This window comes from Parvimonas micra, from assembly GCF_021300775.1.
Taxonomy (GTDB): domain Bacteria; phylum Bacillota; class Clostridia; order Tissierellales; family Peptoniphilaceae; genus Parvimonas.
The window spans coordinates 37,656-55,514 of sequence record NZ_JAJTJP010000003.1 but is presented as its reverse complement, the minus strand read 5'-3'; the positions used below and the strand labels follow the sequence as shown (position 1 = coordinate 55,514).

Below are 17,859 nucleotides of genomic sequence, written 5' to 3'. Positions count from 1 at the left end.
GACTTTATGTAGAATTTTTTTTGATTTTTTGGTATAATAATTACAGTTTTGCGCTATTTGTGAAATTATTAAAATTGTAAAGACTTTTAATTAGTTTGTATATTTAATAAAGATTATAAGGAGGTGTTATTATGAAAGAAATAGTTGATAATCTTGTTGAATGGCTCAGAGATTCTGTAAAGGAAGCAAATTGTAAAGGAATAGTTTATGGACTTAGTGGAGGAGTTGATTCAGCTGTTATTGCCGCACTTTCAAAACTTGCCTTTGGTGATGAATCTTTAGCTATAATGATGCCGATAAATAGTTCTTTTGAAGACGAAATAGATGCAAAGTTAGTTATTGACAAGTTTAATTTAAATGCTATTAAAGTTGATTTATCAAGAACATATTCTGAATTTGTAGAAGTTGTTGAAAAAGGTGATAATAACATGGCTTATGCTAATGTTAAGCCAAGACTTAGAATGACAACATTATACTATTATGCACAATTAAAAGGATATTTAGTCGTTGGAACAAGTAACAAATCAGAATTTACAGTAGGATATTTTACAAAATATGGAGACAGTGGATCTGATTTAATGCCATTAGTAGATTTTACTAAGAAGGAAATATTTGAATTGGCAAGATATTTAGAAATTCCAGATAAGATTATTCAAAAGCCACCAAGTGCAGGTCTATTTGAAGATCAAACGGATGAAGATGAAATGGGTTTTACTTATAATGACTTAGAAAAATATATAAATAACGAAAAAATAGATGAAAGAATAGAAGAAAAAATTAATAGAATGGTAAAAATTTCTGAGCATAAAAGAAATTTTGCAAAAGGATTTAGGAGGTAATTATGTCAGGACATAATAAATGGAGCACGATTAAGCATAAAAAAGGAAAAGAAGATGCAAGAAGAGGAAAAATATTTACAAAACTTGCTCGTTATATAATTGTAGCAGTTAAAGAAGGTGGAGCAGATCCTGAATACAATCCAGCATTAAAAACTGCAATTGAAAAAGCAAAGGCAGAAAATATGCCTAATGATAATATTGAAAGAGCATTGAAAAAAGGATCTGGAGATGGAGATTCTTCTAACTATGAAACTATAATCTATGAAGGATACGGTCCGGAAGGAATAGCAGTAGTAGTTGAATGTTTAACAGACAATAGAAATAGAACTGCTGCAGATGTAAGACATGCCTTTGATAAACATGGTGGAAATTTAGGACAAAATGGTTCAGTATTATTTATGTTTGATAAAAAAGGAGTTATTATAATTTCTAGGGATCAAGCAGAAGAAGATGAATTAATGGATTTTGCTTTAGAAAATGGGGCAAGTGATTTTGAATCTGATGAAGAAGGTTATACAATATATTCTGAAGTAGCTGATTTTATATCATTAAGAGATGCATTACAAGAAAAGGGATATACTTTTAGTGCTTGTGACTTAGAATATGTACCTAGCAATAATTCTCAAATCACAAATCAAGATAATATTAAAAAAATGGTTAAGATGATTGACCAATTAGAAGATAATGATGATGTTCAAAATGTTTACCATAATTGGGAAATACCTGAAGATCTAGATGTAGAATAGTATGAAAAAAATATTTGCTTTTTTGATTTCATTGAGTATAATTTTATGTATTTTATTATATTCAATAGATTTTATGGCTAAAGATATTTCTTACTATAATAATTTTCATACAGAATATAAAATTGACGAAGAATCGGGGCTTTCTAAAGAATGGATTGAGAGTGCTAGCAAATCGTTAGTTGAATTTATAAAAAATGGAGATAAAGAAGTTTTAAAAAATCATTTCAATGAAAAAGAAATTTCACATATGGAAGATGTGTATAAACTTTTTAAATTAGACAGAATAGTATATATAATTTTATTTATTATTTCATTTACGGTATTGTTATATAAAACATTTAAAAATGACAATTTATTTTTAAAATATATTAAAAAGTATATTTTGATAGCTTATCTTTCTGTGATTTCTTTTCTTGGGGTTTGTTCTATATTCTTTTCGGATAGTTTTATCTATTTCCATAAGTTATTTTTTAATAATGATTTATGGCTTTTGGACTATAAAACAGACTTAATGATAAGAATATTACCTGAAGAGTTTTTCTTTGTTTTATTTTTAAATGTACTAGTAATATCAACAATTGTTATTTGTTTAATTTATATTTTTTTAAGTATGAAAAATTATGATTATAATTAGGAGAAAAATATGGAAGTAAAAATTGACAGAGTTGCATTTTCTCTTTTTGGAGTAGATATAATGTGGTATGCTATTATTATTTGTTTTGGAATTATGGCAGGACTTTTTGTAGCCACAAAAAACTCAAAACTTAGAAATATAAAAGAAGATGATATTTCTAATTTATTGCTTTTTGCATTACCTATAAGTGTTATAGGAGCAAGAATATACTATGTAATATTTGAGTGGGATAAATATAAAGGCAATTTCAAATCAATGATAAATATTAGGGAAGGTGGATTAGCTATATATGGCGCAGTTATCGGAGCTATAATTGTGGTTTACTTTTTCAGTAAATATAATAAAATTGATTTTAGAGATTTAGCTGATGTATGCGCTCCAGGACTTATTCTTGGACAAGCAATTGGAAGATGGGGTAATTTTATCAATCAAGAAGCTCACGGTACTGAAACAACATTACCTTGGGCGGTAATAATTGATGGAAAAAAATATCATCCAACATTCTTATATGAATCAATAGGAAATTTCTTGATTTTTACATTTCTAATGATTCATATAAGAAAATATCAAAAGAAAAAAGGTGAAATAATACTTTTTTATGCAATTTTGTATGGAATTGTAAGATTTTTTGTTGAAGGATTAAGAACAGATAGTTTAATGTTCTTGGGTTTCAGAGTTTCACAAGTTTTATCACTTTTTGGAGTGATAGTAGGAAGTATTCTTTTCTTCTTAAATAGAAAATACGGAAAAGATATATAATTAATATAAATTTAACTACATAGATTAATCTATGTAGTTTTTTTTTACAAAAAATAGAAAAAAAACATAATTTTTTTAAAAAATTTTAGGAATTTTCCTCCACTTTTTTTGAGGTTATTAATAAAATGTTTAAAAATACACGTTTTAACATAAAATTGTATTTTTTATTTTTTAAAAAATTTTTACAAAAAGGGTTGCAATATATGAAAAAATAGTATAAAATATAGATGTATCAAAAACTGTGGTACAAAATGGAGTGAAATGGAGTTAGATTTTTAGGAGGTGATGGCATTGTTTTTAGGAGATTTTCCACATACTTTAGATGATAAAGGCAGATTGATTATGCCATCAAAATTCAGAAATGAGTTAGGATCTAATTTTATAGTTACTCGTGGTCTTGAAGGCTGTCTATTTGTTTTTACTGAACAAAAATGGACTGAATTTACAGAACAGCTTAATTCAAAGGGTTTTAGTAAAAAAGACGTACGTTCAATTACTAGATTCTTTTGTAGTTGTGCTATGAATTCTGACTTAGATAAACAAGGAAGATTTGTTGTAAACAAAAATCTACGTGAATTTGCCGGAATCGAAAGAGATGTAATGATTATTGGTGTTTCCGACAGAATTGAAATTTGGTCTAAAGAAAAATGGGATGAATATAGTCAAGCTGAATATAGTAACGACGATATTATGTCTGAAAAATTTGATGGTCTTGATTTTTAAGGGATTTAATTATGGAATTTAATCACATACCAATAATGTTGGATGAAGTAATAGAGAACCTAGATATAAAACCAGATGGAATTTATGTAGATTTAACTGTTGGTGGTGCAGGCCATTCAACTGAAATTTTAAAAAGAATAAAAAATGGAAAACTAATTTGTGTTGACCAAGATGAAGAGGCTTTATCTGTTGCAAAAGATAGACTTTTAAAAGTTTCAAATAATGTTCTATTTTATAAAAGTAACTTTGAAAATTTTAAAGAAATATTGGATTATTTTGAGATAGAAAAAGTTGATGGCGTTTTATTAGATATTGGAGTTTCTTCGTATCAAATAGATAATGGACAAAGAGGTTTTTCTTATATGATTGATGCTCCATTGGATATGAGAATGGACAGAGATCTTAAAAAAACAGCATTTGATGTTGTAAATTTTTACAATTCTGATGATTTGGAATATATTTTTTATAACTATGGTGAAGAAAAATGGACGAAAAGAATTGTAGAATTTATAGTTAATTATAGAAAAGAAAAGTTAATAAGAACTACTTTTGAATTGGTCGATATTATTGAAAGGGCTATTCCAAAATCTGTTAGAGCTAAAGGTGGACATCCTGCAAAAAGAGTGTTTCAAGCAATTAGGATTGAGGTTAATAGAGAACTTGAGGTAATAAAAAATGTTATCCCTGATATAGTGGAAAGATTAAATGAAAAAGGTAGATTATGTATAATAACTTTTCACTCTTTAGAAGATAGAATAGTGAAAGATTCATTTAAAGATTTGGCTAGAGGATGTATTTGTCCAAAGGAATTATATGTTTGTGTTTGTAATAATAAGCCAAAGATAAAAATTATAACTAAAAAACCACTAGTGCCTTCTAAAGAAGAAATGGAAAAAAACCCTAGATCAAAAAGTTCAAAATTAAGGGTTTGTTCAAAGTATTAGGAGGATGATTTATATGAGCATGGCTCAAGTAAAATATATTAAAGTTTCAGGCGAGAGAATTTCGGAGCAAAACAAAAAAGCCTACGGAATTACCAGAGAATCCAGTTTATATAAAAACATTGCACTTATCACATTGATAACTGTTACAGTTTTGTTTAGTGTAGTGATTTTATATGGATATCTAAATATTGCTCAACAAAATAGAATAATAAATACACTAAACTCTGAAATTCGCTCGTTAGAAACAGAAAGAGATGATCATAATATGAAACTTGAGCCTTATAAATCTGTTGATAGAATTGCAAAGATTGCAAGACTTAATTATAATATGGATTATCCAAAAAAAGAACAAGTTAGATATTTAGATAAGATTGAATAATTTATTTTGTTGTTTAACAACAAGGTTCCCAAGAGCCCGCCCGATGCTAAGCATCAAGGAATGGGTGGGATTCTTATTAAACTTAGACAAGGGGAGTTTAAATGAAAAATAAGAAATATAGTATTAAAAATAAAACAGTCTCTTCTCGTTCGGCTGTTTTATTTTTTGTATTTATAATACTTTTCAGTATAATAATTACCAAATTGGCATATTTACAATTATATTCAAGAAATAAATATAGTGTTGAAGAATTTAAAGATTCTGTTAGTTATACAGAACTTGAAGCTAAAAGAGGTTCTATTTTTGATAGAAATGGAAATATATTAGCAAAAAGTATTAGTGTATATAATGGATATTTTTCAACTTTTGATTATAATCGTTATAAAAAGTCTACAGGAAAGAATAAAGATGCTGAGACGGAAAAATTAGATAAAATTTTTGATATTTTACAATTAAATAAAGAAGAAATTTTTGAAAAAGCTGATCAATATAATAATTTATTAATTAAAAAAGATATTACAGAAGAACAAAGTTCTGTTGTGAAATCTAAAAATTCTCTTATTATAAGTGTCAATAATAGTAAAGAAGTTTATTTTTCTATTTTAGAATATGATAAATTTAAACTTTATTCTCAAAAAGCTAGAGAAACAGAAGAAAAGAAATTAGATGAAATATTTTCTGCTCTTGAGCTGGATAAGAAAAAAGTATTTGATAGAGCTGATAGAGGAACGAATTTTAAAATTAAAAAGAGTATTAGCCCTGAAGTAGCTAAAGAAATTAAAGATATAAATTCTTCTATTATTAGTGTAGAAATAGAACAAAGTAGAACTTATGTAGACGGAACTTTAGCACCTTTTGTTATTGGTCATGCCAGTGAAAATGGTGGACAAAGTGGAATCGAAAATTATTTAAATGATTCTTTAGCTGGAACTAATGGCTCAAAGAGAGTTATTAGAGAAAGCCTTAATAAATCAGTAGAAGATGTAGTAGAAGCAAAAGATGGAAAAGATTTATACTTAACCATTGATAGCACAATTCAAAAATATGTTTCGGATTATGGAAAACAGTATTTTGATTTAGAAAAGCCAATAAAATTAAGTATTATAGTTTCAGATGTAACAAATGGTGATATTATTGCAATGGATAGTTTTCCAAAATATGATGCTAATAATCCAACTGTTCCACTTGATGAAGATGCACTTAAAGAATTTGAAAATTTAGATGAAAAAGCAAAATTAGAAAAAGTATATGGTATGTGGAGAAACCCAGCTGTTAGTGACGCATATGAACCTGGTTCAGTATTTAAGCTGATCACTGCGGCATCATCTTTAGAGGAAAATACAGATACTTTAGATTCAACATTTTTCTGTAATGGATTTATAAAAGATATTCCCGGAATTACTCTTAGATGTTTTAGCTGGCAAAATCCTCATGGTAAAGAAACTTTTACAGAAGCAATGGATAATAGTTGTAACCCTGCTTTCGTACAAATGGTTAGACATTTAGGCAAAGAAAAATTTTATAGATATATAAATGCTTTTGGTTTTGGAAATAAGACTGGAATAACTTTACCAGGAGAATCAATTGGACAAATACCAAAATCTTTATCTGACATTGGGGCAGCTGAACTTGCAACAATGAGTTATGGTCATGGCTTAGCTGTAACTCCAATTCAAATGATAATGGCTGCAAATGCAGTTGTTAATGGAGGCTATTTATTAGAGCCTCAAATTAGTATAAAAAATGTAGAAAAAGATTCAGAAGATAAAATTAAATTAAAAGAAAATGAAGCCATTGTTAAAAATCAAATTATCTCCAAAGAAACAAGTGATAAAATGAGAGTAATAATGGAACATGGCGTAACAGATGGTATTGTTAAGAAAGTATACTCCAATAGCGTTAGAATTGGGGGAAAATCTGGTACAACAATAAAAACTGTAAATGGTAAATATGATGATAAAAAGACAATTGCATCACTGTATATTGCTTTTCCTATTGAAAATCCAAAATATAGTATTTTAATTGTTTTTGACGAACCTAAGGTGAATGTTGGTGGTACAAGTGTATGTGCACCACTAGCGAAAAAATTAGCTGAAGAAATTGTTGAGTATAAACAAATTGCTAAATCAAATGATGAAAATGGATTAGTTAGAAAAACAAGGGTACCAGATGTAAGAGGTTTAACATTAGAATATGCTTCTGAAATTTTAAAAGAAGAATATTTAAATTATACAATTGACGGATCAGGCTCTTCAAAATCTGTTGTAACAAAACAAAGTGAAGATCCTGGAAATAGTGTTGTTGATGGAAGTACAATTAAGTTGACATTATCAGACGATGAAAACGAAAAATTATTAGTTGTAGATTTTTCAAAAATGACATATCAACAAGTTATTAATGTTGTAAATAAGATGGGATACAAATATAAAACTTCAGGTGGTAAAGGTAAATTTGTATCTTCAAGTAAAGAAATAGGAAGCTATATTTCTAAAGATGAAGAAATAGTGCTTACATTTGAAGACTAATTTAGGAGATGAACAATGAGAATATCAAATTATACACTATGGAGTGTTTTAGTTAGCTTTTTTCTAACGGTGATTATAGCTAAGTATTCTATTCCTTATTTAAGAAAGTTTAAACTGGGTCAAAATATAAGAGATGATGGTCCTCAAAGCCATTTATCAAAGGCAGGAACACCAACGATGGGTGGAGTATTCTTTGTTGTGGCAATTATACTTACAACATTTTGTTTAGGTAATTTTTCAAGAGAAGTTTTTTCAGTATTAATTGGAATGTTAGGATTTACTTTCATTGGATTCTTAGATGACTTCTTTAAACTTGTTATGAAGAGATCTTTAGGACTTACTGAAATTCAAAAATTGATAATTCAATTTGTAATTAGTATAGTTGTAATTATTTTTATTGAATTAGTTGTAGGAACAGATTTAACATATCAATTAGTACCTTTTGTTAAGAATCCTGTTAACTTTGGATGGATAATATACCCAATAGTTATTTTTGTTATGATTGGAACTGCAAATGCGACAAATTTGACAGATGGCCTAGATGGTCTTTCATCTTCAGTATCAATACCTGTATTTTTAGGACTAGCAGTTATAAGCTCATCAAGATATCCAAGTGTTGGAGTATTCTCATTAGTGTTTATGGCTAGTTTAATGGGTTTTGTATTATTTAATTCATACCCTGCAAGAGTTTTTATGGGAGATACTGGTTCAATGGCATTAGGTGGTGCTATTGCAACAATTTGTATATTAAATGGAATGATTTTCTATTTACCAATTATTGGTGGAATTTATGTAATAGAAGCATTATCAGTTATTATTCAAGTTGTAAGTTATAAGACAAGAAATAAAAAAAGAGTTTTCTTGATGAGTCCTATTCATCATCATTATGAATTAAAAGGATATAAAGAACCACAAATTGTTACAGCATTTGCTGTAATTAGTGGAATATTATCAATAATAGCTGTGAATTTATTTTATAGCATTTAATTAGGAGTAGTTTATGGAAATTGCAAATAAAAAAGTTTTGGTTATAGGTTTAGGTTTATCTGGAATCTCAACTATAAAAACTCTTAGTTCTTTAAAGGCTGATGTTTATTGTTATGATGACAAAGAAGAATCAGAATTAGGAAGTGTTTTTGAAAAAATTAAGGATTTTAATTTTAAGTTTATTAAAAATTATAAAGAATATGATTTTGATTTTATAGTTAAAAGTCCAGGAATCAAACCGATTAATGAAGTAATAAAATATTTTGAAACTAAAAAAGTTCCAATTTATACAGATTTAGAATTAGCATACTCTTTATTTCCAAAAAGAAAAATTATTGCAATTACAGGTACAAACGGAAAAACTACTACAACAAGCTTAGTGGGAGAAATTTTCAAAACGGCAAATATCAAGTCAAAAGTAGTTGGTAATATTGGAATCGGCATGCTTTGGGAAATTTATAATTCAGATGAAGAAACTGTTAATATTATTGAAGTAAGCAGTTTTCAACTTCATAATACTGAAAATTTTAAGCCTACTGTTGCATCAATCGGTAATATCACTCCAGATCATATTGATTGGCATGGAAGTTATGAAAATTATATAGAAGATAAACTAAAAATATTTAAAAATATGGATAAAAATGGTTATCTAGTTTTAAATATTGATGATGAAATTTTAAATAATATAAAAGTTGAAAATACAAATATTACAAAGATTTCATTGAAAGATAATAGTGTAGATTTTTATCTTAGAGAAAATAATTTTTATCATAAAAACGAAATGTTATTTTCTATGAAAGATTTAAAAATTTTAGGAAAACACAACGCTCAAAATGTTTTAATTTCTATCGCAATCTGTTATAATTATGGTATAAATCTAGATACTATTATTTTTGCATGTAAAAATTTTGGTGGCGTTGAACATAGAATTGAATTCGTTAGAGAATTTAATGGAATTAAGTTTTATAATGATTCAAAAGGAACAAATGTAGATTCAACTATAAAAGCTGTAGAAGCATTAGAAAAACCAATAATTTTGATATTGGGTGGGTACGACAAAAATGTTGACTTTAACCCTTTATTTGAAAGTTTTAATGGTAAAGTAAAAGCTCTGGTTCTTGTTGGAGATACAAAACAAAAGTTTTATGAAACTGCAAAGAAAAATGGATTTGATAATAATATATTAGTTAATGATTATAAAGAAGTAGTAGAAAAATGTATTGAACTTGCAAAAAGTGGTGACAATGTATTACTTTCACCTGCGTCTGCTAGTTGGGATATGTTTAAAAGCTATGAAGAAAGAGGAAATTTATTTAAAAAGTTGGTAAATGGATTATAATGAATAAAATTGACAAATATACTAAGAGGCTAATTATGGTTGTATTTCTATTACTTCTTTTTGGAGTAGTAATGGTATTTAGTACAAGTTGGCCATATAGCTATAGAATAAAAGGAAATGAAATAGAAATTACAAGAAAACATGTGATATTTGTTGCTATTTCTATTCTATCTATGCTTTTATTTTCACATATAAATATTTTAAAATTTAGAAAGCAAAGTCCGAAAATTTTTATTGCTGTATTTCTTATGGGATTTTTAGTGCTTACACCACTTGGAATGAACATTTATAATGCTAGAAGATGGATAAAACTAGGTGGATTTACATTTATGCCTTCTGACTTTATGAAAATCGCTTCAATTATGATGATGGCATATGTTATTGATCGATATAAGAATAATTTTACTTTTAGAAATATATTTCTAAAATATTTTGTAATTGCAGCTGTATCATCTATTTCAGTTATGATTCAGCCGGATTTTTCAACTACATTAATAATTATAGGAACTTTAACTGCAATGTATGTAATTGCTGGAATGGATAAAAAAGTATTATTATTTTCTGGAATGGGAATTGTACTTGCTAGCGCTGGTGTTATATATAAGTTAAATTCTGGATATAGTAGAGCGAGTAGAATTCAAGCATTTATTAATCCGTTAAAATACAGAGATTCTAAATCATGGCAATTAATAAAATCTCTTTTTGCAATAACGAATGGTTCAATTTTAGGAGTTGGACTTGGAAATGGCAGACAAAAATTTACATTGTCCGAAGCACACAATGACTTCATTTTTGCAACTATTGCAGAAGAATTTGGATTTGTAGGGTCAGTAATTTTAATTGGGGTATATATCTATTTAGCTTACCTTGGAATAATGATTGCAAGAAATGTTAAAAATTTATATGGACAAATGGTAATATTTGGAATAACTTTCTCAATAGGACTACAAACATTGGTAAATATAGGAACAGCTACAGGAACAATTCCTCCTACAGGAGTTACTTTACCTTTTATTAGTTATGGTGGCTCATCTTTGGTTATGACTTCAATAATGATTGGAATAATTTTGGGAATTGTAAGACATGATACTAAAGGGAGATAATATGAAAGTTGTAATAACAGGTGGAGGTACAGGAGGACATATATATCCTGCCGTTGCAATAATTGAAGAATTAAAAAAAAGAGATGAAAATATAGAAATTTTATATATAGGTTCGAAAAATAGTATGGAAAGTGAATTGATTCCAAGCTTAAATATCGACTATAAATCAATAGAAGTAATGGGACTTCCTAGAAAAATTAATTTAAAACTTTTTAAGTCAGTATTTGTATTGTTAAAAGGACTGTCTCAAGCAAAGAAAATATTAAAAGAATTCAAACCAGATGTAGTTATTGGTACTGGAGGATTTGTAACGGGACCGGTTTTATATAAAGCACACAAACTTGGAATTTATACAATATTCCACGAACAAAATAGCTACCCTGGAATTACAAATAGAATATTGTCAAAATATGTTGACGCTATGGCTGTTACATTTAAGGAATCCATTAAATTCTTTAAAAATAATGAAAAATGTGTTGTAACAGGTAATCCGATAAGAAATAGATTTGAAGTATTAGATAGAGAGAGTTCATTAGAGTTTTTTGGACTTGATAAAAATACTAAAAATATATTTTCTTTTGGAGGAAGTAATGGTAGTGAAGAATTAAATAAAGCTGTAATAGGAATTCTAGATAAATTTAATAATAATGAAAAAATATCTTTAATTCATGTTACTGGTAAAAAAAATTATGATAAATTCATAGAAGAAGTAAATAAAAGAGAAATTAAAATTGGTAAGAATGTAAGAATCTTACCTTATATGATAGAAATGGATAAAGCATACGGAGTTTCAGACTTAGTAATAACAAGTTCTGGAGCAATAACACTAGCTGAGATTTCAAAAATTGGATTGGCTAGTATATTAATACCGAAAGCTTATACTACTGAAAATCATCAAGAATATAATGCTAGAGCCTATAAAGATATAGGAGCTTCTGAGCTAATTCTTGAAAAAGATTTGAATTCAGATTTATTATGGGAAAATATAGAAAAAATAGTTTTTGATAATAATAAACTTGAACAAATGAAAGAAAACGCAAAGAAATTTGCAACACCAAATGCAGTAAGCGATTTTGTTTCAATTTTTTATGATAAATTTAAAGGGAGGAGATAAGGATGTCTGGTAATAACGGGAAAAAGCCAAAAATATTTGTAAAAAAGAGATCTGATGAAGTTAGTTCAGAGCATGATGAATTTTATGAATATGATAATTTGAAATCTAAGAGTTATACTATTGACGAATCATTCTTTGAAGATTTTGAAAGTGTAGATTTTGATAAGAAAAATTACGAGAAAGAAAATACTTCTTCTGAAGAAACAAAAAATGAGGTATTAATATCTGAAGAAATTTTAGAAGACGAAGTTTTTCAAGAAATTCCTGACGAAATTGATGCTAAAGAAGAAAATGAAGTTGAAATAGTAAATGAAAAGGAAGAAGAAATTCTTAAGGATATTAGTGAAAGCAAAGAATTTGAATCTAAAGAAGAATATGAAGAAGTATTAGATGAAGATGACGATGATGATTTTGGAAGTTTAGAATCAGAAGAAGACATTGTTCCAAATGTTGAAAGTGAATTAGATAAACAAGCGGAAGAAGGTAAAAATGATAATCTTCAATCTAATAATATACAAGAAGAAAATATTTTAGAAGAAACTCAACAAATTAAGGTTCAACCTGAAGATAAGTTTGGAGATGGAGTTGAAAATTCTGAAATACCTATTGTAGATGGTAATGAAGAAGATTCAATATTCAATAGATATAGTATTGCAAATAATGAATTATCAAGTAATGAAGGAAATTATGATTCTTTATTTGAAAAGAATCAAGAAATAATCGAAAATAATGAATTAGTTGAAGAAGATGATGACGATTTTGGAAGCTTAGACGAAGTTGATACTACAATGACACAAGCTTTTGTAAATGTAAATCAAAAACCAGATTATTATGAAGATTTGAAGGATACTACAGATGAGTTTTCTTTTGATGAAGAAGATGAAGAAGATGAATATTATATAGACAAGAAAGGTAATAAAAAGAAAAAAAGAAGAGGGTTTAGATTATTCTGTAAATTCTTATTAGTATTTTTATTAGCATGTTTTGCAATATCAGTTTATTTTGGTTTAACTCATGATTTATTTAAAATAGATTATATAAATGTAGTTGGAAATGTAGCAAACGAAAAAGAAATTTTAATTTCTAAAAGTGGAGTAAATATTGGAGATAATATATTCTTGGTTTCAACAAGTAAAATTAAGAAAAACTTAAAAGAACTTTCAAATATTGAAAGTGTAAATGTTAAGAAGAATTTTCCTAATATTTTAGAAATAGAAGTTAAAGAAAATTATGTAAGTGCATATATCAATACGGCTAGCGGATTGACAACAATAGATAACTACGGAAAAGTTAAAGAAGTTGCAACTGATAATTCTAAAGCTTCTGGAATTCAGTTGAAAGGTATTCCTGGAACTGGATTAAAAGTAGGAGAAAACTTCTCTGATGATGAGGATAAAGTTAAATTTCTACTTGATATAATAACAAAGGAATATTACTTTGATATTGTTAGTATAGACTTTACAAATGATTCAGAAATTGTTTTAGAATTTAAAAATTCTTTCAAAGTTATATTTGGAGATTTAAAAGATTATGCAAAGAAAACTCAAATAATTGGAATTTTAATTAAAAAAATACAATTAGAAGGAATAAATGCAAAAGAAATTATATTAAATGTTGGAGATAATCCAATAATCGTTAAAAAATAGTAGAATTTTGTTTGAAAATTTAGTATAATAAAAATGGTTATCTAAATAATTAAGTATAAATAACATAGGAGGAAATAATAATGGCATTTGAAATGGAAGTTTATGGAAATGATTTAGCAAAGATTAAAGTATTTGGTATCGGTGGTGGCGGAAATAATGCTATCTCAAGAATGAAACAATCTGGTTTAAGAGGAGTTGATTTCGTAGCAGTAAACACTGATAGACAAATTTTAAATTCTATTGATATAGAAACAAAAATCCAAATTGGAGAAAAATTAACTAGAGGACTTGGAGCTGGAGCTAATCCATCAGTTGGAGAAAAAGCTGCAGAAGAAAGTAAAGAAGAAATAATGAAATCTCTTGAAGGAACAGATATGGTATTTGTTACTGCTGGAATGGGTGGTGGAACAGGTACAGGTGCTGCTCCAGTTGTTGCAGGAATTGCAAAAGAAATGGGGATTTTAACTGTAGGTGTAGTTACTAAACCATTTACATTTGAAGGAAGAAAAAGAGCAATCCAAGCTGAACAAGGTATTGAAGCTCTTAAAGAAAAAGTTGATACTTTAATTACAATTCCAAACGATAAATTAATTCAAATTGCTGAAAAGAGAACTACAATGTTAGAAGCATTCGCTATGGCAGATGAAGTTTTAATGAATGGTATTCAAGGTATTTCAGATTTAATAGCTGTTCCAAGTGTAATTAATTTAGACTTTGCAGATGTTAAATCAGTAATGGAAGATAAAGGTGTTGCTCATATGGGTATTGGTAGAGCAAGTGGAGAAAACAGAGCTATTGAAGCTGCAAAAATGGCTATTAATAGTCCTTTACTTGAAACTTCTATTGATGGAGCTAGAGCTGTTCTTCTTAATGTTACAGCTGCAAATGTTGGTCTTTTAGAAGCACATGAAGCTGCTGAATTAATTAGAGAAGCTATTGATGGAGATGCTAATGTAATCTTTGGTACAGGTATTGACGAATCATTAGGAGATGATATTAAGATTACTGTTATTGCAACTGGATTTGATCCTCTTGTATCAGGTGGAATTAGAAGATCATCTGGCGTTGAAAAAAAATCTGTATTAGATAAAAAAGATGACGGATTAGATTTAGACATTCCAAGTTTCTTAAGATAATGAAATGTCCTAACTGTGGAGCAGAAACTACAAGAGTTTTAGATTCTAGAAATTCTCATGATAAAACTTATGTAAAGAGAAGAAGAGTTTGTGAGAAATGTAATTATAAATTTACAACTTACGAAAAAATGCCTGAGTTTGTAATTTTTGTATTAAAAAAAGATGGTTCAAGACAAATTTTCTCAAGAAATAAAGTTTTTGCTGGTATAAAAAAATGCTGTGAAAAGAGAAATATACAAGATAAAGAGATAGAATCTGTTATCGATAGTATTGAAATGGATATTAGACAAAATTATAAAAATGAAATTAAATCTACTCAGATTGGAGAATTGGTTTTAAAATACTTAAAATCACTTGATGAAGTTTCATATGTTCGTTTTGCTGCTGTATATAAAGACTTTAAAGATAAAAAAGCATTTTTGGAGTATTTACAAAAAGAATTTTAGAGGTGAATGAAAATTCACCTCTTTTTTTATATTATTCTAAAAAATATGAATATTTAGCTTATTATTACTTATTTTTAATTTATTTTTTTCTCAAATTATGATAAAATAATAATGGATTAATAAAGTTTTAATTTGTTATTATCATTATATTAGGGAGAGCTTTATGAAAAAGAATATTAGACCTATAGTTATTATAGTATTAGTCATCGAATTTTTAGGATTAGGAACAATTTTTTATCAATCCAGCGTAGAAAGAGCAAAATTAAGAAAAGAAAGAGAAAAATATTATATTGTTACTGATGCAAATAAAAATGATGTTTTAAAAATCGAAAAGAAGTACTTATCTTCTCAAGAGTTAAATAAAATAGTTATTACAAAAGCTGATAGCGATAAAAAATATATAATTGAAGATAAAAAATTAATGGATGATGTTATTGCAAAAGTAGATTTTACAAAATTTGTATCTAATTCTAATCTTACTATGGGAACAATAGACTTAACAATAAATTTTGAGAGCAATAATAATGTTTTTACAATATCATTATCTGCTGAAGATAAAACAGCTACTTTAAAATATAATGAGTATACTTTTTATGTAACAGTTTCAGATGATTTTTATAATTTTGTCTATGATTTATATTCAAAAATCTCTTAGATTAGGAGTTTTATATGAATATAAAAGATTTAATTAAAAAACATGGAGATACAAATGAGAATTGGTTAATTTTAGAATTTTTAACTGAAAGAAAATTGGTTGAATTAAAAGCTGATTTAAATTTTTGTATTGATGAAATATATGATAAGTTTTTAGAAATAATTGAAAAGAGAAAACAAAATTATCCATTACAGTATATTTTTGGGAAATGGGAATTCTATGGATTAGAATTATATGTAGATGAATCAGCTTTGATTCCTAGATTTGAAACAGAAATTTTAGTTGATGAAATTTTAAAAATGGATTGTAATAAGGATAAAATTTTAGATATTGGTTGTGGAAGTGGAGCTATTAGTCTAGCTTTAGCTGATAATCTTATAAATTCTTATATTTATGGAATAGATATAAGTGAAGATGCACTAACTTTATCTAAAAAAAATAAAGAAAAATTAGAATTAAAAAATGTTGAATTTTTTAAAAGTGATATTTTTTCAAATGTTAAGGATAATAATTTTGATATAATAGTTTCAAATCCACCTTATATAGATGAAGTTGATATGAAAACATTAGAAAAAGAGCTATCATTTGAACCTCAAAATGCTTTATATGGAGGAAAAGATGGATTGTTTTTTTATAGAGAAATAATAACTGATTCTTTAAACTATTTATCTAATAATGGTATTTTGGCTTTTGAAATTGGATACAATCAAATGGAAGATATTTCTAATTTATTGATTGATAATGGATTTGAAATTTTGTTTCAAAAAAAAGATTTTGCAGGTTTTGATAGAATTATAATAGCTAAGAGGAGATAAAATGATTTTAATTAGCTTATTTTTGGTATTCTTATTTATAGGAGCATATAATTTTGGTGGCGGATATGCTATGATTCCATTGATTATATCTCTTGTTGTAGATAAATATGGTTGGATAGAAATGTCTGACTTTATAAATTTTGTAACAATTTCACAAGTAACACCGGGACCAATAGCTATAAATCTTGCTACATTTGTGGGTTATACTGTTGGTAATGGAGTAATAGGATCTATAATTGCTACATTAGCAGTAATTCTACCAAGTTTTATTTTAATAACTTTGATTGTAATGTTTATGAAAAAATTTAGTAACAATATACATATAAAAAATTTCTTTATTGGAATTAGACCTGTTGTACTTGGTTTAATTGCATCAAGTTGTGTTTCAGTAATAGATTCAGATTTTTATACAATTTATTCGTTTATTGTATTTGGAATTATTTTTTATTTAACAACTTTTAAAAATTTACATCCAATAATTGCTATTTTTGTAACTGGATTTATTGGAATGTGGATTATTTAGGAGGCAACAATGTTATTTCAATTATTTAAGACATTTTTATGGATAAGCACTCTAACTGTAGGTGGTGGAGCTGCGATGATTCCAGTTATAAATAAAGAAATTGTAGAAAAAAAACAATATATGACACAAGAAGAATTTCTAGATGCACTTGGTATAGCACAAAGTGTACCTGGAGTTTTAGGTTGTAATATTAGTATTATTGTTGGATATAAAATAAAAGGTATAAAAGGAGCAATAGTTTGCTTAATGTGTTCTATTTTACCAGCATTTTTATCAATACTTTTAATTGCAATATTTTTTAAAGATATGAGTACAAATTACTATGTTAAAAAATTTTTTATTGCTGTTAAACCTGCCTTAGTTGCGGTTTTAGCTTCAGCAGTAGTAATTCTTGGTAAGAAGACACAATTAAAAGCATTTCATTATGTAATTGGGTTAGTTGTTTTAATATTAGTTAGCTATTTTAAGATTAGTCCATTTCTAGTTATATTTTTTGGTGGATTTGGATATGTTTTATATTGTAAATTTTTAGTAGATAAGCATTAA

At 27.1% G+C, this 17,859-nt stretch carries 19 protein-coding genes; all 19 read left to right on the top strand.

The genetic code is table 11. From position 1 onward, the window contains the following. Nucleotides 1-131: 131 nt before the first annotated feature. The 19 genes from nadE (at nt 132) to LW893_RS05410 (ending at nt 17,859) form a co-directional block, all read left to right on the top strand. Nucleotides 132-839: an NAD(+) synthase gene (gene nadE, locus LW893_RS05500; RefSeq protein ID WP_233056303.1), complete on the top strand. Its 708-nt coding sequence runs from the start codon at nt 132-134 to the stop codon at nt 837-839. Nucleotides 840-841: 2 nt separating this feature from the next. Further along, nucleotides 842-1,585: a YebC/PmpR family DNA-binding transcriptional regulator gene (locus LW893_RS05495; protein WP_233056302.1), complete on the top strand. Its 744-nt coding sequence runs from the start codon at nt 842-844 to the stop codon at nt 1,583-1,585. Between the two features lies 1 nt (nt 1,586). Next, nucleotides 1,587-2,219 (top strand): TIGR01906 family membrane protein, encoded by a 633-nt coding sequence (locus LW893_RS05490; protein ID WP_233056301.1) that lies wholly within the window; start codon nt 1,587-1,589, stop codon nt 2,217-2,219. Between the two features lie 9 nt (nt 2,220-2,228). Beyond that, nucleotides 2,229-2,978 (top strand): prolipoprotein diacylglyceryl transferase, encoded by a 750-nt coding sequence (gene lgt / locus LW893_RS05485; protein WP_233056300.1) that lies wholly within the window; start codon nt 2,229-2,231, stop codon nt 2,976-2,978. A 285-nt stretch (nt 2,979-3,263) separates the two neighbouring features. Beyond that, on the top strand, nt 3,264-3,701 hold the full coding sequence (gene mraZ, locus LW893_RS05480; protein ID WP_233056299.1) for a division/cell wall cluster transcriptional repressor MraZ: 438 nt from the start codon (nt 3,264-3,266) through the stop codon (nt 3,699-3,701). 11 nt (nt 3,702-3,712) lie between these two features. Further along, the gene (rsmH, locus tag LW893_RS05475; protein ID WP_233056298.1) at nt 3,713-4,645 is read left to right on the top strand and encodes a 16S rRNA (cytosine(1402)-N(4))-methyltransferase RsmH; all 933 of its coding nucleotides are present in this window, start codon (nt 3,713-3,715) and stop codon (nt 4,643-4,645) included. Between the two features lie 13 nt (nt 4,646-4,658). After that, nucleotides 4,659-5,024, top strand: coding sequence for a septum formation initiator family protein (locus tag LW893_RS05470; RefSeq protein WP_233056297.1), 366 nt, complete (start codon nt 4,659-4,661; stop codon nt 5,022-5,024). 101 nt (nt 5,025-5,125) lie between these two features. Further along, nucleotides 5,126-7,549, top strand: a complete 2,424-nt coding sequence (locus LW893_RS05465; RefSeq protein ID WP_233056296.1) for a penicillin-binding transpeptidase domain-containing protein — start codon at nt 5,126-5,128, stop codon at nt 7,547-7,549. 15 nt (nt 7,550-7,564) lie between these two features. After that, nucleotides 7,565-8,536, top strand: a complete 972-nt coding sequence (gene mraY / locus LW893_RS05460) for a phospho-N-acetylmuramoyl-pentapeptide-transferase (protein WP_233056295.1) — start codon at nt 7,565-7,567, stop codon at nt 8,534-8,536. A 13-nt stretch (nt 8,537-8,549) separates the two neighbouring features. Further along, on the top strand, nt 8,550-9,875 hold the full coding sequence (gene murD / locus LW893_RS05455; RefSeq protein ID WP_233056294.1) for a UDP-N-acetylmuramoyl-L-alanine--D-glutamate ligase: 1,326 nt from the start codon (nt 8,550-8,552) through the stop codon (nt 9,873-9,875). Nucleotides 9,876-9,910: 35 nt separating this feature from the next. Continuing rightward, nucleotides 9,911-10,978 carry an FtsW/RodA/SpoVE family cell cycle protein gene (locus LW893_RS05450; RefSeq protein ID WP_233056293.1) on the top strand — a complete coding sequence of 356 codons (1,068 nt, stop codon included), beginning with the start codon at nt 9,911-9,913 and terminating at the stop codon, nt 10,976-10,978. A gap of 1 nt (nt 10,979) precedes the next feature. After that, nucleotides 10,980-12,092, top strand: a complete 1,113-nt coding sequence (gene murG, locus LW893_RS05445; RefSeq protein WP_233056292.1) for an undecaprenyldiphospho-muramoylpentapeptide beta-N-acetylglucosaminyltransferase — start codon at nt 10,980-10,982, stop codon at nt 12,090-12,092. Nucleotides 12,093-12,094: 2 nt separating this feature from the next. Continuing rightward, nucleotides 12,095-13,738, top strand: a complete 1,644-nt coding sequence (locus LW893_RS05440; protein WP_233056291.1) for a cell division protein FtsQ/DivIB — start codon at nt 12,095-12,097, stop codon at nt 13,736-13,738. Nucleotides 13,739-13,818: 80 nt separating this feature from the next. Further along, a complete protein-coding gene (gene ftsZ, locus LW893_RS05435; protein ID WP_233056290.1) occupies nt 13,819-14,874 on the top strand; it encodes a cell division protein FtsZ in 1,056 nt (351 codons plus the stop codon). Next, a complete protein-coding gene (nrdR, locus tag LW893_RS05430) occupies nt 14,874-15,320 on the top strand; it encodes a transcriptional regulator NrdR (RefSeq protein WP_233056289.1) in 447 nt (148 codons plus the stop codon). The genes ftsZ and nrdR overlap by 1 nt, the downstream gene beginning before the upstream one ends. A 163-nt stretch (nt 15,321-15,483) precedes the next feature. Then, on the top strand, nt 15,484-15,975 hold the full coding sequence (locus LW893_RS05425; protein ID WP_233056288.1) for a hypothetical protein: 492 nt from the start codon (nt 15,484-15,486) through the stop codon (nt 15,973-15,975). A gap of 14 nt (nt 15,976-15,989) precedes the next feature. Beyond that, complete coding sequence (gene prmC / locus LW893_RS05420) at nt 15,990-16,790, top strand: peptide chain release factor N(5)-glutamine methyltransferase (RefSeq protein WP_233056287.1); 801 nt, start codon at nt 15,990-15,992, stop codon at nt 16,788-16,790. 1 nt (nt 16,791) lies between these two features. Continuing rightward, nucleotides 16,792-17,313 (top strand): chromate transporter, encoded by a 522-nt coding sequence (locus LW893_RS05415; RefSeq protein WP_233056286.1) that lies wholly within the window; start codon nt 16,792-16,794, stop codon nt 17,311-17,313. Between the two features lie 9 nt (nt 17,314-17,322). After that, nucleotides 17,323-17,859 carry a chromate transporter gene (locus LW893_RS05410; protein ID WP_233056285.1) on the top strand — a complete coding sequence of 179 codons (537 nt, stop codon included), beginning with the start codon at nt 17,323-17,325 and terminating at the stop codon, nt 17,857-17,859.

Bases quoted from the DNA above. Each gene is read 5' to 3' on its own strand.
- LW893_RS05450 (WP_233056293.1), top strand. From the start codon at position 9,911: ATGGTTGTATTTCTATTACTTCTTTTTGGAGTAGTAATGGTATTTAGT.
- LW893_RS05415 (WP_233056286.1), top strand. From the start codon at position 16,792: ATGATTTTAATTAGCTTATTTTTGGTATTCTTATTTATAGGAGCATAT.
- LW893_RS05410 (WP_233056285.1), top strand. From the start codon at position 17,323: ATGTTATTTCAATTATTTAAGACATTTTTATGGATAAGCACTCTAACT.
- LW893_RS05465 (WP_233056296.1), top strand. From the start codon at position 5,126: ATGAAAAATAAGAAATATAGTATTAAAAATAAAACAGTCTCTTCTCGT.
- ftsZ (WP_233056290.1), top strand. From the start codon at position 13,819: ATGGCATTTGAAATGGAAGTTTATGGAAATGATTTAGCAAAGATTAAA.
- nadE (WP_233056303.1), top strand. From the start codon at position 132: ATGAAAGAAATAGTTGATAATCTTGTTGAATGGCTCAGAGATTCTGTA.
- lgt (WP_233056300.1), top strand. From the start codon at position 2,229: ATGGAAGTAAAAATTGACAGAGTTGCATTTTCTCTTTTTGGAGTAGAT.
- rsmH (WP_233056298.1), top strand. From the start codon at position 3,713: ATGGAATTTAATCACATACCAATAATGTTGGATGAAGTAATAGAGAAC.
- LW893_RS05490 (WP_233056301.1), top strand. From the start codon at position 1,587: ATGAAAAAAATATTTGCTTTTTTGATTTCATTGAGTATAATTTTATGT.
- LW893_RS05495 (WP_233056302.1), top strand. From the start codon at position 842: ATGTCAGGACATAATAAATGGAGCACGATTAAGCATAAAAAAGGAAAA.
- murD (WP_233056294.1), top strand. From the start codon at position 8,550: ATGGAAATTGCAAATAAAAAAGTTTTGGTTATAGGTTTAGGTTTATCT.
- LW893_RS05425 (WP_233056288.1), top strand. From the start codon at position 15,484: ATGAAAAAGAATATTAGACCTATAGTTATTATAGTATTAGTCATCGAA.
- LW893_RS05470 (WP_233056297.1), top strand. From the start codon at position 4,659: ATGAGCATGGCTCAAGTAAAATATATTAAAGTTTCAGGCGAGAGAATT.
- LW893_RS05440 (WP_233056291.1), top strand. From the start codon at position 12,095: ATGTCTGGTAATAACGGGAAAAAGCCAAAAATATTTGTAAAAAAGAGA.
- murG (WP_233056292.1), top strand. From the start codon at position 10,980: ATGAAAGTTGTAATAACAGGTGGAGGTACAGGAGGACATATATATCCT.
- mraY (WP_233056295.1), top strand. From the start codon at position 7,565: ATGAGAATATCAAATTATACACTATGGAGTGTTTTAGTTAGCTTTTTT.
- mraZ (WP_233056299.1), top strand. From the start codon at position 3,264: ATGGCATTGTTTTTAGGAGATTTTCCACATACTTTAGATGATAAAGGC.
- nrdR (WP_233056289.1), top strand. From the start codon at position 14,874: ATGAAATGTCCTAACTGTGGAGCAGAAACTACAAGAGTTTTAGATTCT.
- prmC (WP_233056287.1), top strand. From the start codon at position 15,990: ATGAATATAAAAGATTTAATTAAAAAACATGGAGATACAAATGAGAAT.